This window comes from Vibrio sp. Isolate24, from assembly GCF_022398215.1.
Lineage (GTDB): Bacteria > Pseudomonadota > Gammaproteobacteria > Enterobacterales > Vibrionaceae > Vibrio > Vibrio coralliilyticus_A.
Genome location: NZ_JAKEUU010000003.1, coordinates 88740 through 104785 on the forward strand (window position 1 = coordinate 88740; position 16046 = coordinate 104785).

The 16046-nt window shown below is 45.9% G+C and carries 15 protein-coding genes; 10 read left to right on the forward strand and 5 right to left on the reverse strand.

What is annotated here, in order from left to right; translation table 11 throughout:
- Window positions 1-105 precede the first annotated feature (105 nt).
- The 3 genes from dusB to L1D23_RS13150 all read left to right on the forward strand — a co-directional run bounded on the left by dusB (window position 106) and on the right by L1D23_RS13150 (window position 2707).
- Window positions 106-1068 carry a tRNA dihydrouridine synthase DusB gene (dusB, locus tag L1D23_RS13140; protein WP_239866940.1) on the forward strand — a complete coding sequence of 321 codons (963 nt, stop codon included), beginning with the start codon at window positions 106-108 and terminating at the stop codon, window positions 1066-1068.
- A gap of 72 nt (window positions 1069-1140) precedes the next feature.
- Complete coding sequence (fis, locus tag L1D23_RS13145) at window positions 1141-1437, forward strand: DNA-binding transcriptional regulator Fis (RefSeq protein WP_000462885.1); 297 nt, start codon at window positions 1141-1143, stop codon at window positions 1435-1437.
- Window positions 1438-1720: 283 nt separating this feature from the next.
- The gene (locus L1D23_RS13150; protein ID WP_239866942.1) at window positions 1721-2707 is read left to right on the forward strand and encodes a sensor domain-containing diguanylate cyclase; all 987 of its coding nucleotides are present in this window, start codon (window positions 1721-1723) and stop codon (window positions 2705-2707) included.
- Here the strand turns inward: L1D23_RS13150 and zntR are convergent.
- Entirely contained in the window at window positions 2704-3138 is a 435-nt protein-coding gene (gene zntR, locus L1D23_RS13155) for a Zn(2+)-responsive transcriptional regulator (RefSeq protein WP_239866944.1), read from the reverse strand. The genes L1D23_RS13150 and zntR overlap by 4 nt on opposite strands.
- Window positions 3139-3410: 272 nt before the next feature.
- Here zntR and purH point away from each other — a divergent pair, with 272 nt between their 5' ends.
- A complete protein-coding gene (gene purH / locus L1D23_RS13160) occupies window positions 3411-5003 on the forward strand; it encodes a bifunctional phosphoribosylaminoimidazolecarboxamide formyltransferase/IMP cyclohydrolase (RefSeq protein WP_239866946.1) in 1593 nt (530 codons plus the stop codon).
- A gap of 338 nt (window positions 5004-5341) precedes the next feature.
- Complete coding sequence (purD, locus tag L1D23_RS13165; RefSeq protein ID WP_239866949.1) at window positions 5342-6631, forward strand: phosphoribosylamine--glycine ligase; 1290 nt, start codon at window positions 5342-5344, stop codon at window positions 6629-6631.
- A 53-nt stretch (window positions 6632-6684) separates the two neighbouring features.
- Here the strand turns inward: purD and L1D23_RS13170 are convergent, their stop codons facing one another.
- Window positions 6685-7380: a DUF1481 domain-containing protein gene (locus L1D23_RS13170; RefSeq protein WP_239866950.1), complete on the reverse strand. Its 696-nt coding sequence runs from the start codon at window positions 7378-7380 to the stop codon at window positions 6685-6687.
- Between the two features lie 47 nt (window positions 7381-7427).
- Window positions 7428-7700 (reverse strand): nucleoid-associated protein HU-alpha, encoded by a 273-nt coding sequence (gene hupA / locus L1D23_RS13175; RefSeq protein WP_239838011.1) that lies wholly within the window; start codon window positions 7698-7700, stop codon window positions 7428-7430.
- A gap of 350 nt (window positions 7701-8050) precedes the next feature.
- On the opposite strand from hupA, the gene L1D23_RS13180 reads away from it, so the two are divergent.
- Window positions 8051-9145 carry a hemolysin family protein gene (locus tag L1D23_RS13180; protein WP_239866951.1) on the forward strand — a complete coding sequence of 365 codons (1095 nt, stop codon included), beginning with the start codon at window positions 8051-8053 and terminating at the stop codon, window positions 9143-9145.
- Between the two features lie 32 nt (window positions 9146-9177).
- On the opposite strand, the gene L1D23_RS13185 is transcribed toward L1D23_RS13180, so the two are convergent.
- A complete protein-coding gene (locus L1D23_RS13185; protein ID WP_239866952.1) occupies window positions 9178-9765 on the reverse strand; it encodes a DUF416 family protein in 588 nt (195 codons plus the stop codon).
- 70 nt (window positions 9766-9835) lie between these two features.
- On the opposite strand from L1D23_RS13185, the gene L1D23_RS13190 reads away from it, so the two are divergent.
- The 4 genes from L1D23_RS13190 to L1D23_RS13205 all read left to right on the forward strand — a co-directional run bounded on the left by L1D23_RS13190 (window position 9836) and on the right by L1D23_RS13205 (window position 15115).
- Window positions 9836-10759, forward strand: coding sequence for a D-2-hydroxyacid dehydrogenase (locus L1D23_RS13190; RefSeq protein ID WP_239866953.1), 924 nt, complete (start codon window positions 9836-9838; stop codon window positions 10757-10759).
- Window positions 10759-11334 carry a uracil-DNA glycosylase family protein gene (locus L1D23_RS13195; RefSeq protein ID WP_239866954.1) on the forward strand — a complete coding sequence of 192 codons (576 nt, stop codon included), beginning with the start codon at window positions 10759-10761 and terminating at the stop codon, window positions 11332-11334. Before L1D23_RS13190 ends, L1D23_RS13195 begins: the two co-directional genes overlap by 1 nt.
- A gap of 206 nt (window positions 11335-11540) precedes the next feature.
- On the forward strand, window positions 11541-14174 hold the full coding sequence (ppc, locus tag L1D23_RS13200; protein WP_239866955.1) for a phosphoenolpyruvate carboxylase: 2634 nt from the start codon (window positions 11541-11543) through the stop codon (window positions 14172-14174).
- Between the two features lie 401 nt (window positions 14175-14575).
- Window positions 14576-15115: a PadR family transcriptional regulator gene (locus tag L1D23_RS13205; RefSeq protein ID WP_239866956.1), complete on the forward strand. Its 540-nt coding sequence runs from the start codon at window positions 14576-14578 to the stop codon at window positions 15113-15115.
- Between the two features lie 60 nt (window positions 15116-15175).
- On the opposite strand, the gene cysE is transcribed toward L1D23_RS13205, so the two are convergent.
- Window positions 15176-15997 carry a serine O-acetyltransferase gene (cysE, locus tag L1D23_RS13210; RefSeq protein ID WP_239866957.1) on the reverse strand — a complete coding sequence of 274 codons (822 nt, stop codon included), beginning with the start codon at window positions 15995-15997 and terminating at the stop codon, window positions 15176-15178.
- Between the last annotated feature and the right edge of the window lie 49 nt (window positions 15998-16046).

Consider the following 16046-nt stretch of genomic DNA (forward strand, 5'->3'; position numbering starts at 1 on the left):
ACAATTTACAAAAACAATTTGTAAATGCTCAAATATTAGTCTTTTCACAGCGGAAAAAAATGCGTAAAATGCGCGCCCTTGCTGGTACTAAGCTGTGAAGACGTTTTGAAAATCGGAAATCATCAACTTAAGAATAATCTCATCGTCGCCCCGATGGCGGGAGTGACCGATAGACCGTTTCGAGAGTTATGCCTCCGCTATGGTGCTGGGATGGCCGTCAGTGAAATGATGTCCTCAAACCCAAAGCTATGGAAAACGTCTAAGTCCAAGCAACGCATGGTGCATGAAGGTGAATCGGGCATTCGCTCTGTACAGATTGCGGGTGCGGATCCACAACTGATGGCCGACGCTGCTCAGTTTAGCGTTGAGAACGGTGCGCAAATCATCGATATCAACATGGGCTGCCCAGCAAAAAAAGTGAATAAGAAGCTTGCCGGTTCTGCACTGCTTCGCTTTCCAGATATCATCGAAGGTATCCTTAAAGCGGTAGTCAATGCAGTCGATGTCCCAGTGACACTCAAAACCCGAACAGGCTGGGACCCAGATAATAAAAACTGTGTCCAAATCGCTAAATTAGCCGAAGACTGCGGCATACAAGCGCTTGCTCTGCATGGCAGGACAAAAGCCTGTATGTACAAAGGTGAGGCAGAATATGACAGCATCAGAGCAGTCAAGCAGGCAATTTCGATACCGGTTATTGCAAACGGTGATATCGATAGCCCAGAAAAAGCCAAGCGCGTACTGGAGTACACCGGTGCAGACGCTCTGATGATTGGACGTCCCGCCCAAGGTCGTCCATGGATTTTCCAGGAAATCCAACACTTTTTGGAAAACGGCACCACGATGCCTGACCTTCCGTCCACGGAAGTGAAAGACATTCTGCTGGGTCATGTGAATGCGCTCCACGATTTTTATGGGGAGTACTTAGGGCCACGAATCGCGCGTAAGCACGTAGGTTGGTACCTAAAAGAGCATGAGCAAGCAAGTGAGTTTCGCCGTACCTTCAACGCGATTGAGGCAGCAGAGCTGCAACTTGAAGCGTTAGAAGCGTATTTTGATAAAGCCTAACTATTTGAAGCGAACGCTTTAGATACAATAGGTAAACGTTGCATCATAATTAAGAGAAGAGCTAGACCGAATATGTTCGAACAAAATCTGACTTCAGAAGCATTAACAGTAACGACAGTAACGTCACAGGACCAAATTACTCAGAAACCATTACGTGACTCTGTTAAAGCGTCTCTTAAAAACTACTTGGCTCAACTAAACGGCCAAGAAGTCACAGAACTATACGAATTAGTTCTAGCTGAAGTTGAACAGCCACTACTAGATACCATTATGCAATACACTCGCGGTAACCAAACTCGCGCAGCAACTATGATGGGTATTAACCGCGGTACTCTTCGCAAGAAACTTAAAAAATACGGCATGAACTAATCGTTCTGACGAGTTTTTCTAAGAAAGCCGATTCCTCAGGGATTCGGCTTTTCTCTTTATCATCGCTTGCCATTTATTCACTTCATTTCATAGTAATTATTTGGCTCTCCAGCTCAGCTAGTCCACTGATTTTAAGGCTAAAGCGTACAAACCAAGCGCATATTACGTCTCACTTTCACATCCTATAATTGAGCGAATAGTAAGCAAACTGTGATCTCTCACGATTGTCATCACTACCTGTCTAGATATAATGCGGTGTTCACCTATTGTTGGATAAATATATATGCTTGATAAGCAAAGGGAAGCATGGCTGAGCCAGATTCTTAATGAACTTCCTGACCGACTTTTCGTTTTGGATCAATCGGGGCGCTTTATCGAGGGTTTTGGGGGAACGTTCCATTCTGTTCGCCTCGAAAAAAGTGGCTATACCAACAGAACACTCCATGACCTCCTTCCGCACGATAAAGCCGATCAATTGTTCAGCTATATACAAACGGTAACAGCATCAGCAAAGCCGCTGATTGTGCAGTACAGTGTTAGCCCTATCGAGTGTCTGCACTTCTCCATTAATGAACTGGACAATTTAAATGGGCGAGATGAAATGTGGTTTGAAGCGACGATCAAACCTCTGTGTATCGTGGATGGAGCTCAATATGTGCTGTGGCAAGAACGCGACATCACCAGTACTTACCACCGCCAAGAAGAACTGAAGCGACTTTCAGAAACCGATGAACTCACGGGTATCTTCAACCGACGAGCCTTCTTAGAAGCACTAGAAAGTGAGCTGACTAGCAGCAAAGACACACAGCATAGGCTATCGTGTTTGATGATTGATATTGACCACTTTAAAGAGATTAACGATCAGGTGGGCCACCTCTCAGGAGATGAAGTCATCACACATGTGGCGAAAATTTGCCAGCAACAAATCCGTGGTAGTGATTATATTGGGCGATTAGGAGGAGAAGAGTTCGGTGTCGTGCTGTCTAATATCAATGCGATAAAAGCTTACGACATCGCTGAACGCATTCGTCAATCCATCGAGAGTACCCCCTGCTATGTCGATGAACATATTATTCACCCAACTGTAAGCATCGGCATTGCGGAAAGCACACCTGACATCCAAAATGTCAAACAGCTGCTAATCCAAGCGGATAAAGCCATGTACTACTCAAAACAAACAGGTCGTAATCAGGTTACGCTTTACCACAGTAGTTTGCCCGATATGAAGGTGCAATCGGCTACCCAAGCTCGAATTCGTCAGGCGGGTTAATCTTCAGAACAACACGATTGTTCATGCTCTTCATTTCCCAGCGCACCTAAAATCGAACAGTGACTGGCATCATCATCAACATGACCACAACACGCATCGTTGATTTTCTTCAATGCTTGGCGAATGCGGTTTAGCTCTGCAATTTTTTCATCAATCACTTCGAGCTTTGCCGAGGTGATGGCTTTTACTTCGGCACAACTGTGCTCGGTGGCTTCTAGCTTTATCTCTAGCAGCTCACGAATTTCTTCCAGACTTAGCCCTAGGTCTTTGGCTTTTAGGATAAAACCGACCTGTTTCTGATTTTCTTCGTTATAAAGACGATAACCCGATTCACTGCGCCCCATGGGGCGGATCAGTTCATTTTTCTCATAGAAGCGCAAAGTATCGGTGGTCACACCACAACGCTTTGCCAGTTCTCCAATATGGAACATAACTTTCCTTATTAACTATCTTGTTACTTTTTAAGTTAAAAAGCACGGTTTTCATAATTATTTTTGAGATGCCAAACGATTGCGCGAGCTTTTTTGTAATAAATTAGTTAGAATGTGCGCCATCAAGTTTAGAGTCTAATACCTGCCCAGTCTCGACTGGCAAAAAGGTCTTTACCAAAACTGGCCAATATTTTATCCCTACGAGATAAAAACAAGTTCATTTTTGGCAAATATCTTTAGTTTAACTCCATGACTTTGAGGAAGATGGAAGCATGAACAACGCTCGTCCAATTCGCCGCGCCCTTATCAGCGTATCAGACAAAACCGGTATTGTTGAGTTTGCCCAAGCGCTTGCTGAGCGCGGTGTCGATATCCTATCCACTGGTGGTACAGCCCGCTTACTTGCTGAGCAAGGCATTAACGTTACTGAAGTATCCGATTATACGGGTTTCCCGGAAATGATGGACGGACGCGTGAAAACGCTACATCCAAAGGTTCATGGTGGTGTTTTGGGCCGTCGTGGCCAAGATGATGACGTGATGGAAAAACACGGCATCAACCCTATCGATATGGTTGTTGTAAACCTATATCCATTCGCAGAAACCGTTGCTAAAGAAGGCTGTGCCCTAGCTGATGCGGTAGAGAACATCGACATCGGTGGCCCAACAATGGTCCGTTCTGCAGCGAAAAACCACAAAGACGTGACTATCGTTGTGAACGCTCACGATTACGACCGCGTGATCTCAGAAATGGACGCAAACGAAACGTCTCTTACGCTAGAAACGCGCTTCGACCTCGCTATCGCGGCATTCGAGCACACCGCGTCTTATGATGGCATGATCGCAAACTACTTCGGCACTATGGTTCCATCTTACGGTGAGAACAAAGAAGGTGATGAAGAGTCTAAATTCCCACGTACTTTCAACCAGCAATTCAAGAAGAAGCAAGACATGCGCTATGGTGAGAACAGTCACCAAGCAGCAGCTTTCTACGTTGAAGCAAACCCTGAAGAAGCTTCGGTTTCTACTGCTCGCCAAATCCAAGGTAAAGCCCTTTCTTACAACAACATCGCAGACACGGACGCAGCGCTTGAGTGTGTGAAAGAGTTCAACGAGCCAGCATGTGTGATCGTAAAGCACGCGAATCCATGTGGTGTGGCTCTAGGTAAAGACATTCTAGAAGCTTACAACCGCGCTTACCAAACTGACCCAACATCTGCATTCGGCGGTATCATTGCCTTCAACCAAGAGCTAGATGCTGAAACAGCATCTGCGATTGTTGAGCGTCAATTCGTTGAAGTAATCATCGCACCTTCTGTTTCTGCTGGCGCGATTGAAGTAGTTGCGGCGAAGAAGAACGTGCGTCTGCTTGAGTGTGGCGAATGGACAACTAAGACGACGGGCTTTGACGTGAAACGCGTGAATGGCGGTCTACTCGTTCAAGACCGCGATCAAGGTATGGTAAGCCTAGACGACCTAAAAGTAGTTTCTAAGCGTCAACCAACAGAAGAAGAGCTAAAAGATGCCCTATTCTGCTGGAAAGTAGCGAAGTACGTGAAATCAAACGCGATCGTTTACTCAAAAGGTGACATGACAATCGGTGTGGGCGCAGGCCAAATGAGCCGCGTTTACTCAGCGAAAATAGCAGGTATTAAGGCTGCAGACGAAGGCCTACAAGTTGAAGGCTGTGTGATGGCATCAGATGCATTCTTCCCATTCCGTGACGGCATCGACGCGGCGGCAGAAGCGGGCATCAAGTGTGTTATCCAACCAGGTGGTTCTATGCGTGACGACGAAGTTATTGCTGCAGCGGACGAACACGGCATGGCGATGATCTTTACGGGCATGCGTCACTTCCGCCACTAATTCTCTTGTCATCATTGGGGCGGTAACTGCGTTGACTACGCTCGCTTACCCTAATCACATAGCGAGCTATGCTCATAGGGATAAGCTCGCTTGTCGCCTTGTTAGCGCTCCCACTGATTTAAAGAGACCTCGAATAGTTGAATGGCGTACACACCAACTACTTTGAGCAAAACTTATTTAATTTAGCTAATTTGAAATACTCTTAGTTTCAGGAATTTTCATTTTAGAGCAAAGCCATATTGATAAGGTCAAGGAGAGCTCGCGGAGTTTATAACTATAAATGAGCAAGCTCGACGCAGAGATTAACAATATGGCGCAGCTATCAAAGGATAAATAAAATGAATGTACTTATTATTGGTGCCGGCGGTCGTGAGCACGCACTTGGTTGGAAAGCAGCACAAAACCCGAACGTTGAGACCGTTTTCGTTGCGCCTGGTAACGCAGGCACAGCGCTTGAGCCAAAGCTAGAAAACGTAAACATTGGTGTTGAAGCAATCTCTGATCTGGTTGCATTCGCCAAAGAGAAGAAAATCGAGCTGACGATTGTTGGCCCAGAAGCGCCACTTGTTATTGGTGTCGTTGATGCTTTCCGTGAAGCGGGACTACCTATCTTTGGTCCTACTCAAGCCGCTGCGCAGCTAGAAGGATCTAAAGCGTTCACCAAAGATTTCCTTGCGCGTCATAACATTCCGACGGCTGGGTACGCTAACTTCACTGAAATTGAACCAGCTCTGGCTTACGTTCGTGAGCAAGGTGCTCCTATTGTTGTAAAAGCAGACGGTCTTGCTGCAGGTAAAGGGGTTATTGTTGCGATGACGCTTGAAGAAGCGGAAGACGCAATCAAAGATATGCTGGCTGGCAACGCGTTTGGTGAAGCCGGTAGCCGTGTGGTAATCGAAGAGTTCCTCGACGGTGAAGAAGCCAGTTTCATCGTAATGGTAGACGGTCAGAGCGTTCTGCCAATGGCCACCAGTCAAGATCACAAGCGTGTGGGCGATAAAGACACTGGCCCTAACACTGGCGGCATGGGTGCTTACTCCCCAGCACCAGTGGTAACCCCAGAGATCCACGAACGTATCCTTGAAGAAGTTATCTACCCAACCGTGCGTGGCATGGATGCAGAAGGTCACCCTTATACTGGTTTCCTTTACGCTGGTCTTATGATCGACAAAGACGGTACACCGAAAGTCATCGAGTACAACTGCCGCTTTGGCGATCCAGAAACGCAGCCTATTATGATGCGTATGGAATCTGACCTTGTTGAGCTTTGTCTGATGGCTATCGACGAAAAGCTTGATGAAGCCGAGTCTAAATGGGATCCACGTGCGTCTATCGGTGTGGTTCTAGCCGCAGGGGGCTATCCAGCAGACTACGCAAAAGGTGATGTGATTTCCCTACCGGCTACCGAAGTCGAAGGTCAGAAGATCTTCCACGCCGGCACTGCAAACAACGAAGCTGGCGACATTGTGACGAATGGCGGTCGTGTTCTATGTGCAACGGCTCTCGGCAATAGCGTCTCAGACGCTCAGCAGCAAGCGTACGCGCTAGCTAAGCAAGTCAGTTGGAATGGTATGTTCTATCGTAATGACATTGGTTACAGAGCGATAGAGCGCGAAAAAAGCGAATAACCTCTCAGAATCAAAAAAGGCGCTTTAAAAGCGCCTTTTATTTGTTGAGTAGCTTAATCCGAAAGCAAACTTGGCCTCTCGATACAAGAATGGTCTTCATCTGCTAACATCAATAGGTCTTCAACCGTCACCCGATTGGTTCGGGTTGAGCCTAAGAATGCGACATAGTTATCAACACCCGCCAAACGATTCACTACAAAAGAAGGCAAAGTCTGATTAAACTCAAGTCGAGAATAACTTTGCCCCGAGCAAGTTTCAAAGGTTGTACCATCCCAGTAACCTTGGATCAGTTCTTGACCTTTTTTATCTTGTTCTTTCGTTACACTGGTAACAGACTCGGCGTCACTCTTATAACGTTCCAGTTCAGCAGGTTTCACAGGAAAAACTTTTCCATCCAAACGATATTGCTGGTAAACCGCTTCACCCTCTTTGTTAAAGCGAACATGAACTCGGTACGACACCAGTCCTTGCTCCCCTTTTAATTGCTCACCTTCACGAATCAGCTCTCGAAGTTCACCTTCAATCCAGCGATAGTCTGTCTTGTACCACCCGTAATCTCCAGCAGTGACATAGTCTGCTGCAGTGCTTGGAGAAGCTTGCTTTTCGGTATACCAATATAAACTTGTCGCATCACCCATACTCTTTCCACCCGTATAATATGCGAATTGGTCTAAGTTAGGTCGAGGGGCGTTGGAAGAACAACCAACAATAGAAGAGATGATTAGTAAAGAGAATAAATATTTTTTCATGAGACAGTGATGCGCCAAGACAGAAGACTACCTTGGCGCATTATAAATTATTTCACTGCGTCTTTCAGAGCTTTACCTGAAACAAATGCAGGAACGTTTGCAGCAGCGATTTGGATCTCAGCACCCGTTTTTGGGTTACGACCAGTGCGAGCCGCGCGGTGGTTTACTTTGAATGTACCAAAACCAATTAGTTGAACTTGGTCACCCTCTTTAAGTGCATCAGTCACACCATCAAGAGTTGCTTCAAGAGCAGCCTTAGCTTGTGCTTTAGATAGATCTGCTTTCTCTGCGATAAAGTCGATTAATTGGGTCTTGTTCATTAGGTTTCCCTTCTCATATGTTATCGAATTCAACTCACTCTAAAGCATAAATGCCCCATCTGGCAAAGGTTTGTAAGCGATCTTTAGCTTTCATGACGTACTTTTAACCATAATATGAGTATTAACTCACAATTTGTTACCTTCCTCTCCTATGAGAAGGCTTGTTTTTCATCATAATTAACCTTATTTATAAAGCGCTGATGGTCCACGAAGCCTGATATTGTGGGGCTTGAAGCGAATATAAAATACTCACACCAATAATGCCCAGGCATAATGGCTCATTTCATGATTGATAATTTTGATGAGTGCATTGCAAAATTTGGTGCTGGTATAACCTATATAGGACACTTATGTTACTGCTAACCATATACGTCTCTGTTGCGATTGGCGTATCCTTTATCTGCTCCGTTTTGGAAGCGGTTCTTTTGAGTATTACCCCGAGCTATTTGGCTCAATTGCGTCAGCAGGGACACCCTGCGGCCAACAAACTCTCTAAGCTCAAAGCAGATATAGACCGCCCATTGGCGTCGATTCTAACCCTGAACACAATTGCTCACACTATTGGTGCGGCCAGCGCTGGTGCTCAAGCAGCTGTTGTATTCGGCAGTGAGTGGCTAGGCGTGTTCTCTGGTGTCCTGACACTGGGTATTCTGGTGCTATCTGAAATTGTGCCGAAAACGATTGGGGCGACCTACTGGCGACAGCTTGCCCCTCTAGCGGCAGTGATATTGCGATGGATGGTTTGGGCATTAACCCCATTTGTGTGGTTTTCAGAGCAGATTACTAAACGTCTCGCACGTGGCCACGAAGCCCCAAAAATGCGCGACGAGTTATCGGCGATGGCCATCCTAGCGAAAGAAAGTGGTGAGTTTGCTGAAGGCGAAACCAAAATCCTTAACAACTTACTGGGTATCCAAAATGTGCCAGTCACTCAGGTAATGACACCACGGCCAGTAGTATTCCGCGTCGATGCTGAAATGAGCATCAATGAGTTTCTTTCTGAATATAAAGAAACGCCTTTTTCACGCCCGCTGGTGTATAGCCAATCAAAAGATAACATCATTGGATTTGCACATCGCTTAGAACTCTTCAAACTCCAACAAGCAGGCTGTGGTGAAAAACAACTGGGGGCGGTAATGCGTCCTGTCCATGTGTTACTAAATAACTTGTCTCTGCCTAAAGCATTCGAGCAGATGATGGCTAAGCGTCTCCAGCTCGCGATGGTGGTTGATGAATATGGTACAGTGCAAGGTATTCTGACCTTGGAAGACATCTTCGAGCACTTAGTGGGAGAAGAAATTGTCGATGAAGCGGATCGCGCAACCGATATGCAAGAATTAGCCTTTGAACGCTGGGAAAAGTGGAAAGAAACCCACGGTGTGATTGAAAGTCGAGACGACGACGAGGATCAAGCGTCAGAATTCAGTAGAAAAGAAGATAATTAATCATAACGGGAGCCTTGAGCTCCCGTTACAGATTAAAGGCTCACACCAATATTACTCATGCCTTCTTCTCTGAGCTCTAAGCGAAGATCTTTAATTAAATCGATGTCTCGTTCTTGAGCGTCTTTCAGTGGTCGGAAAATAGCCCACTGAACGTCCCACTCTTCACATACGGCTTCATTGTCTTTCTGATTTTCATTGGTTATATCAATACCCGTTTGAGCTTCCTCGAGCTGAGCAACTGTCTGTACTGATTGTTGACTGACCTTTTGCATACTTTCAAACAAGTCATCACGATCTAGCAAACCATGCAATAATGTCGACAGTCCAACACACGCATCAATAGCAGGCAACACCCCATAAAAGTCGAAATCTTCGGAGCTCGGAATAATCTCTTCTAATTTCTCTAGCTGACGTTCATAGTTTACTTTCGCATTTTTAACCGTCAGCTGTTCCCATACACTATCGAGAATATCGCGATAAATTCGTGCCTCAGCAAATTCCGTACTGTCACAAAACATCGCATAATTAGGGTACATACGTTCACACAGACACGCCATGAAGGTAATCTGCTTCCAAGGTTCTAACTTCTCGAGACGAAGTTGAAGAGGGTTCTGTAGCATAGGGACTCATTGGTTCAGAAAAAGACAGCGGAAGTGTACTTGATAACCATAGTGGAAAAAAGCAAAGCCGATGAACAATTTCACCAACAAAGTCTATTTACTGACTGAGCACAACGAAACTTACCAGCAGCAGATCGACAAGCTGCAGTTACCGGATCTCGAGATCACCGACAATCCAGAAGATGCTTCTATTTTACTCGCCTCTCCACCACTGGTCGCCAAGCGGCTTAGTGACTTTCCCAACGTAGAATGGATGCAATCTGTCTATGCAGGAGTGGATGCGCTCGCTACAGTAGAAAAGTCTGATTTTCTTCTCACCAATGTGAAGGGGATATTTGGTCAACAAATCTCAGAATATGTGTTGGGATACCTCATCCAACACCATCGCCACTTTTTGCACTATCAAGAAAGTCAGAATCAGGCCAAATGGGTGCCGAGACCCTACCAATCTCTAAGCGCACTCACTTTATTGGTCTTAGGGACAGGCTCGATAGGTAGCCACCTCGCCAAAACGGCTCAAGCATTTGGCATAAAAGTGATCGGCATTAATCGTAGCGGCATTCCGGCCATGCACTCGCCTTTCGCGGAGACTTACCATATTCAAGAGCTGGAAAGTGTACTCAGCCGAGTCGACGTTATTGTTAACACGCTTCCGAGTACACCCGATACACTGCATATTCTCAATAGCCAATCTCTTTCTCATTGTCGCTCTGCACTACTGTTCAATGTTGGCCGTGGTAATGCTATCTGTGAATCTGGCCTATTATCTGCGATTGAAAACCAATCTATCACTCACGCCTATCTTGATGTGTTTGAAAACGAACCACTAGAAGCCCAGCATCCCTTTTGGCATCATCCTGCCATTACAGTGACTCCTCATATCGCCGCGCTCAGTTTTCCTGAGCAAGTTGTCGAGATCTTTGCTGAGAACTATCAACGCTGGCGAGACGGCTTTTCACTCATCAATGAAGTCGATCTCGAGAAAGGTTATTAATGCTAGAAAAATTACTCAAAGAGGTTCGCCAGTGTAAGCTTTGTGAGCCAGAGCTACCGCTCGGTGCAAATCCAATCATTCAGGCAGGTAAGCAAGCCAAATTGCTAATCATAGGGCAAGCGCCAGGTACCCGAGTGCACAACACCTCCATCCCTTGGAATGATCCAAGTGGTGACAGGCTTCGTCAATGGCTTGATCTCGACAAAGCTCACTTTTATGACTCAAATAATATCGCCATCATGCCCATGGGGTTGTGCTATCCGGGTAAGGGGAAAAGTGGTGACCTACCACCGAGAAAAGAATGCGCTCCTCAATGGCACAATAAAATTCTTGAGCAGTTACCCAATGTAGGGATGACATTGTTAATCGGCCAATATGCGCAAAATTACTACCTGCAAGATAAACCGAGGACGCTGACTGAAACCGTGAGAGTCTGGCAACAATGGGCCCCACGCTATTTACCTCTACCCCACCCTTCGCCGCGAAATACGCTCTGGCTAAAGCGTAACCCTTGGTTTGAGAATGAAGTAGTCCCGTTCATTCGACAATATGTGCATGAGCATTTAGGGCATTAAGTCACTATATAGATTCTAAGCGAGTCGCATTTTTGTAATAAAATTTCAACAAATATAGAAAACACCGTCTAGCCAAATTGATTACATTCATTTGCACAATATCTGCAAACTTAGCCTACACCATTTGACTCAAAGCGATATTTTTCGCTAGATTGTCTACTTAACAAGGAACAATGGATGTAATTTTTTTACAAGGCAGGATGACAATGAACGAGAAATACTCTGCTCTCAGAAGTAATGTAAGCATGCTAGGGCATTTACTTGGCAACACGATCAAGGATGCGCATGGTGATGCCCTTCTAGAAAAAGTAGAAACTATTCGTAAACTTTCTAAATCCGCGCTTTCTGGTAATCAATCTGATCGTGAAAGCTTGATTGAAGAGATCAAAAGCTTACCTGATGAGCAACTCACTCCTGTTGCGCATGCCTTCAACCAATTTCTCAACCTCACCAATATGGCAGAGCAGTACCATACGATCTCTCGTCATTGTGATGCGCACGTCTGTGAACCCGATGCCATCAATACCCTGTTTTCCAAACTAAGCCAAAATGGCATCAGTAAACTCGATACCGCTCAAGCGGTCCGTGACCTCAATATAGAGTTGGTACTTACAGCGCACCCCACTGAGATCACACGCCGCACGATGATCAACAAACTGGTCAAAATCAATAAGTGCTTATCGAAATTAGAGTTAAACGATCTGTCAGTGAAGGAACGTCAAAAGACAGAACGCCGCCTCGAACAATTGATCGCCCAAAGTTGGCATTCAGACACCATTCGCCAGCAGCGCCCGACTCCCCTTGACGAAGCTAAATGGGGATTCGCGGTTGTAGAAAATTCACTGTGGGAAGCAGTGCCTGATTTCCTACGCGAATTGGACGGCCGCCTACGAGGCTACCTTGAGGAAGGCCTGCCCATTGATGCTCGCCCTGTCCACTTCTCGTCTTGGATGGGAGGGGATCGTGACGGTAACCCGTTTGTCACTCACACCATTACCCGTGAAGTGATGCTGCTGTCACGCTGGAAAGCGGCAGATCTATATCTTAATGATATCAATGAGTTGGTAAGCGAACTATCAATGACTCGTTGTAATGAGGCGGTACGTGCACTAGCTGGTGAAGATGAACATGAGCCTTACCGCGCGGTACTAAAGCAACTACGAGCCCTACTGACCGAAACCAAAGAGATACTTGATGCAAAAGTAAACGGCCAGAAGCTAGCCGTTAAAGCCCCACTTCAGCGTGTCGAACAACTATGGGCACCACTTTATGCGTGTTACCAATCTCTACATGAATGTGGTATGGGCATTATTGCAGATGGTTCTCTACTCGATACCCTGCGACGTATCAAAGCCTTCGGGGTGCATCTGGTACGCTTGGATATCCGCCAAGAGAGTACCCGCCATTCAGATGCGTTATCCGAATTGACTCGCTACCTTGGCATTGGTGACTACAACCAGTGGAGTGAGCAAGACAAAATCGCCTTTCTGACCAATGAACTGGCTTCTAAACGTCCACTTCTCCCACGTGACTGGCAACCATCAGAGCCCGTCCAAGAAGTACTGGATACCTGTAAGATTGTCGCAGCCCAACCGCGTGAAGCATTCGGGGCTTACGTTATTTCGATGGCGCGTACCGCCTCTGATGTTTTAGCGGTACACCTATTACTGCAAGAAGCGGGATGCCCATATCGTATGGATGTCTGTCCACTTTTTGAGACGTTGGACGATCTGAATAATGCAGAGTCAGTGATCAAGCAGCTGATGGGCATTGATCTCTATCGTGGTTTTATTCAAAACCACCAAATGGTCATGATTGGCTATTCTGACTCAGCGAAAGATGCCGGAGTAATGTCTGCAGGCTGGGCTCAATACCACGCGATGGAGTCCTTGGTGAAAGTCGCTGAAGAAGAAGGAGTCGAGCTCACCCTATTCCATGGTCGAGGTGGAACGATTGGCCGTGGTGGTGCCCCGGCTCATGCCGCTTTATTATCTCAACCACCAAAAAGCCTGAAAGGTGGCCTTCGAGTAACCGAGCAAGGCGAAATGATCCGCTTTAAGCTGGGCTTACCAGAAGTGGCAGTAAACAGCTTCAACCTATATGCCAGTGCAATTTTGGAAGCTAACTTGCTACCACCACCAGAGCCGAAACAGGAATGGCGCGATCTGATGAATGTCCTATCAGAAGTGAGTTGTGAAGCTTATCGACGAGTCGTCCGTGGTGAACCTGACTTTGTTCCTTACTTCCGTCAGACTACCCCTGAATTAGAACTCGGCAAATTGCCTCTTGGTTCTCGTCCAGCGAAACGTAACCCTAAAGGTGGCGTAGAAAGCTTGCGTGCGATTCCATGGATCTTCTCTTGGAGCCAAAACCGTTTAGTCTTGCCAGCATGGTTAGGAGCAGGAGAAGCCATTCAGTATTCTATCGACAAGGGCCATCAAACATTGCTTGAAGAGATGTGCCGTGAGTGGCCGTTTTTTTCCACTCGCCTAGGCATGCTCGAGATGGTTTATACCAAATGTAACCTTGAGATCTCCCGATACTATGACGAACGTTTGGTCGAGCCAAAGCTCTTACCTCTTGGCGATAAGCTTCGAACGCAGCTACAAAAAGACATCAAAGCCGTACTGAATGTCGAAAACAATGAAAACTTAATGCAAAGCGATCCTTGGGGGCAAGAGTCTATTCGCCTGAGAAATATCTACGTTGAGCCATTGAACATGCTGCAAGCTGAGTTACTCTATCGCACTCGCCAAAGTGAAACAGCTTCTCCTGAACTTGAAGAAGCATTAATGGTCACGATTGCTGGTATTGCAGCAGGTATGCGTAATACTGGATAAACCATTACCAAAGCACAAAAAGGCTGTCATCCTAGACAGCCTTTGCTATATCTGATTCTAAAAACGTCAAAGCAATTAGCATTATTTAAACAAAAAAATAGTAACAATACAGATTTTACAGAATAATAATCCAAAATATTTATTTATTGAGCAAATTATCAGTTTTTTGGTTTATTTTGTTCTTCTATTCCACTTTATGCTTATTATTTAGATATAATGTTGCTCCCTTGCGATACACAACAACATCTACATATCGCTCTAGGTGATAAAACGGCTTTTTTAAGGTGACATGGCCAACTTTGTTGGCGCTGCTTAAATACATTCACTGATGATAAGTGCCAAAGAAGCACGACAGTAACTAAGCAGTTGTTAGTAGTTATTTGACCATTTGGATTGAAGACATGTCATTACCACACGTTATCCTGACAGTTCTAAGCACGCGCGACGCAACTGGATATGATATCACCAAAGAATTCTCGGCCACTATTGGCTACTTCTGGAAAGCCAGCCACCAACAAGTTTATCGTGAGCTAAATAAAATGGCTCAAAACGAGTTGGTTACATGCGTTTTAGAACCTCAAGAAGGCAAGCCAGACCGAAAAGTATACTCTATTACCGACTCCGGTCGTGTTGCATTAGGTGAATGGTTTGATCAACCCACAGCGCACCCAACCGTTCGTGATGAATTCTCTGCGAAGCTGATGGCTTGTGCTGTTCAGCCTTCAGCGCCTTATCGTGAACAACTTGCAGAACTTGTTGAAGAATCACGCAAGTTAGTTGCTCACTATCAGGAAATTGAAAACGCATATTACTCAACGCCTGCAACGCTGGATAAACAGCAACGCTTAGAACGTTTAACGCTTCGCCGTAATCTCTTGGTGCGCCAAGCATGGATTGAGTGGGCAGAAGAAGTGCTCGCGGAACTAAGCTCTCTAGATTAAAGAGACAAAAAAGGGTTGAAGCCAAAGCTTCAACCCTTTTTCTTTTAAGAAAGAACCTTCTTAAATACCATCGCCACCAATAAAACTCTGCGAGCGCCCATTGAATTGTTGATCCATATCCAATGATGGCTTATCTGTTTTAGGTCGACCAACGATCTTAGCTGGTACTCCAGCCACTGTCGTATGAGCAGGGACAGCTTGCAGCACCACTGAGCAAGACCCAATTTTAGCCCCCTCACCGACTTCAATATTACCCAAAATCTTAGCTCCGGCTCCGATCATTACGCCTTCTCGGATTTTAGGGTGACGATCACCGCACTCTTTCCCCGTGCCGCCCAACGTCACGTCTTGCAAGATCGATACATCATTTTCAACCACAGCCGTTTCACCAATCACTATGCCGGTTGCGTGATCCAGCATGATGCCTTGGCCAATTTTCGCAGCAGGATGAATATCAACTTGGCACGCAACTGAAATTTGATTTTGCAAGTAAGTCGCCAAAGCAATGCGCCCCTGGCTCCATAGCCAGTTTGCTACACGATAGCCTTGCAGAGCATGATAGCCTTTGAGGTATAAAAGAGGCATTGAATACATGGAAACCGCAGGGTCTCGATTCACTGTTGCACAGATATCACAAGCCGCGGCCTCCGTGATCGAGTGATCAGCGTTAAAAGCTTCTTCTACGACTTCACGAACAGCCATCGCTGGCATCGAAGCTGTGTTCAGCTTGTTCGCCAAAATATAGCTTAGAGCAGCAGCTAAGCTCTCATGCTTAATGATCGTCGCATGGTAGAAGCTTGCGAGCATCGGCTCCTGCTCTGACAGCTCTCGAGCTTCACGGACAATGGCTTGCCAGACTTTCTGTTTTTCACAATGTTTCATTTATCAACCCTTCACCTAAGCCGGCTTAAGTGCTTATCGCTTTCCATTT

Coding starts and splice junctions, on each gene's coding strand:
- ppc (WP_239866955.1), top strand. CDS start 11,541: ATGAACGAGAAATACTCTGCTCTCAGAAGTAATGTAAGCATGCTAGGG.
- purH (WP_239866946.1), top strand. CDS start 3,411: ATGAACAACGCTCGTCCAATTCGCCGCGCCCTTATCAGCGTATCAGAC.
- fis (WP_000462885.1), top strand. CDS start 1,141: ATGTTCGAACAAAATCTGACTTCAGAAGCATTAACAGTAACGACAGTA.
- L1D23_RS13205 (WP_239866956.1), top strand. CDS start 14,576: ATGTCATTACCACACGTTATCCTGACAGTTCTAAGCACGCGCGACGCA.
- zntR (WP_239866944.1), bottom strand. CDS start 3,138: ATGTTCCATATTGGAGAACTGGCAAAGCGTTGTGGTGTGACCACCGAT.
- L1D23_RS13150 (WP_239866942.1), top strand. CDS start 1,721: ATGCTTGATAAGCAAAGGGAAGCATGGCTGAGCCAGATTCTTAATGAA.
- hupA (WP_239838011.1), bottom strand. CDS start 7,700: ATGAACAAGACCCAATTAATCGACTTTATCGCAGAGAAAGCAGATCTA.
- purD (WP_239866949.1), top strand. CDS start 5,342: ATGAATGTACTTATTATTGGTGCCGGCGGTCGTGAGCACGCACTTGGT.
- L1D23_RS13195 (WP_239866954.1), top strand. CDS start 10,759: ATGCTAGAAAAATTACTCAAAGAGGTTCGCCAGTGTAAGCTTTGTGAG.
- L1D23_RS13185 (WP_239866952.1), bottom strand. CDS start 9,765: ATGCTACAGAACCCTCTTCAACTTCGTCTCGAGAAGTTAGAACCTTGG.
- L1D23_RS13190 (WP_239866953.1), top strand. CDS start 9,836: ATGAACAATTTCACCAACAAAGTCTATTTACTGACTGAGCACAACGAA.
- L1D23_RS13170 (WP_239866950.1), bottom strand. CDS start 7,380: ATGAAAAAATATTTATTCTCTTTACTAATCATCTCTTCTATTGTTGGT.
- cysE (WP_239866957.1), bottom strand. CDS start 15,997: ATGAAACATTGTGAAAAACAGAAAGTCTGGCAAGCCATTGTCCGTGAA.
- L1D23_RS13180 (WP_239866951.1), top strand. CDS start 8,051: ATGTTACTGCTAACCATATACGTCTCTGTTGCGATTGGCGTATCCTTT.